We start from the raw sequence: 1079 nt of genomic DNA on the forward strand, positions 1-1079 counted from the left end.
TTTTTTTGATCGTTCGACAAATTTTTGTTTATTGCTTGTTCTTTCTCTGCTGATAGTAGGATTATCATCACTAATATTTTTCTGTTCTCCAGTGGAACTTTTGAGTTTACTTAAAATCAAACCAGAATCAGTTTGAATCAACAACTTCTCTAAAAGTCCTGGCCCAATTTGAGTATATCCGCGATGAACAGAACGAATAGCTGCTGCAATATCTTGAGATTCTGTGTTTTTTAAAAGATAACCTTTTGCTCCTCCCGATAAAGATTGAGCAATATATTCATCACTATCATTAGAGCTAAAGATTAACACTTTAGTATTATTAAATCTTTTAGTAATAAATTGAGTCGCGCTAGCTCCATCTAAAACAGGCATTTCGATATTCATCAGTACAATATCTGGCTGTAATTTTTCTACTTGTTCAACCGCAGCAATACCATTGTCCGCAGTGCCAATAATCTCAAAATCTGCTTCTGGTTCGAGCCATGCTTTCAGTGTTTCTAGAATCATTTTTTGGTCATCTACTAATAAAATGCGAATCATAATTAACCGAACTTAATTATTTATTAAATAGTTGATATTTTGGCCAGGGGAAGATATTGATTAAAGTTTAAAATTATCTTTTTGTTTTATTTATGTTTGTTTAATAAATAAATTTCCGAAAATACGAATAAATATATAACTTCAGAAAAAATACTAAAACTATTGTTTACACTAACTCGGTGATTCGGTGACTACTAGCTCCAAAATAAGTTGCTTGTTAATGCATGAAAAACGATATAATTTGTGATTTTTAAGGCAATAGCCATTAGGTATATAGTTGCCCATAACGGGTTTTTATGTAAATACTTTTACTGAATCTTTATTGAATTATTTTATATCTCACATTCTGCATAAAAATTTAATTTATTCGTGATTTTTTGAGTAATTTAGTCTACACACTTTAAGAGATAGAGAATACAGCGATTTTAGAAACAGAATAAGAACTAATATATTATTTGACGTTTTTAAATATTGGCGATTGCTATAAACGGTTATATTCAAGCAAATTGATTTAATTATTTTCTTGAGAAAATAATCTG

Annotated in this window: 1 protein-coding gene; it reads right to left on the bottom strand. The window is 29.4% G+C overall.

Annotated features, from left to right (window positions below):
• Nucleotides 1–540, bottom strand: a 540-nt coding sequence (locus tag H1P_RS33655) for a response regulator (protein ID WP_144875864.1), incomplete at its 3' end; no start/stop codon positions are given.
• Between the last annotated feature and the right edge of the window lie 539 nt (nucleotides 541–1079).

Origin of the sequence: Hyella patelloides LEGE 07179, from assembly GCF_900659865.1 — a bacterium.
GTDB lineage: Bacteria > Cyanobacteriota > Cyanobacteriia > Cyanobacteriales > Xenococcaceae > Hyella > Hyella patelloides.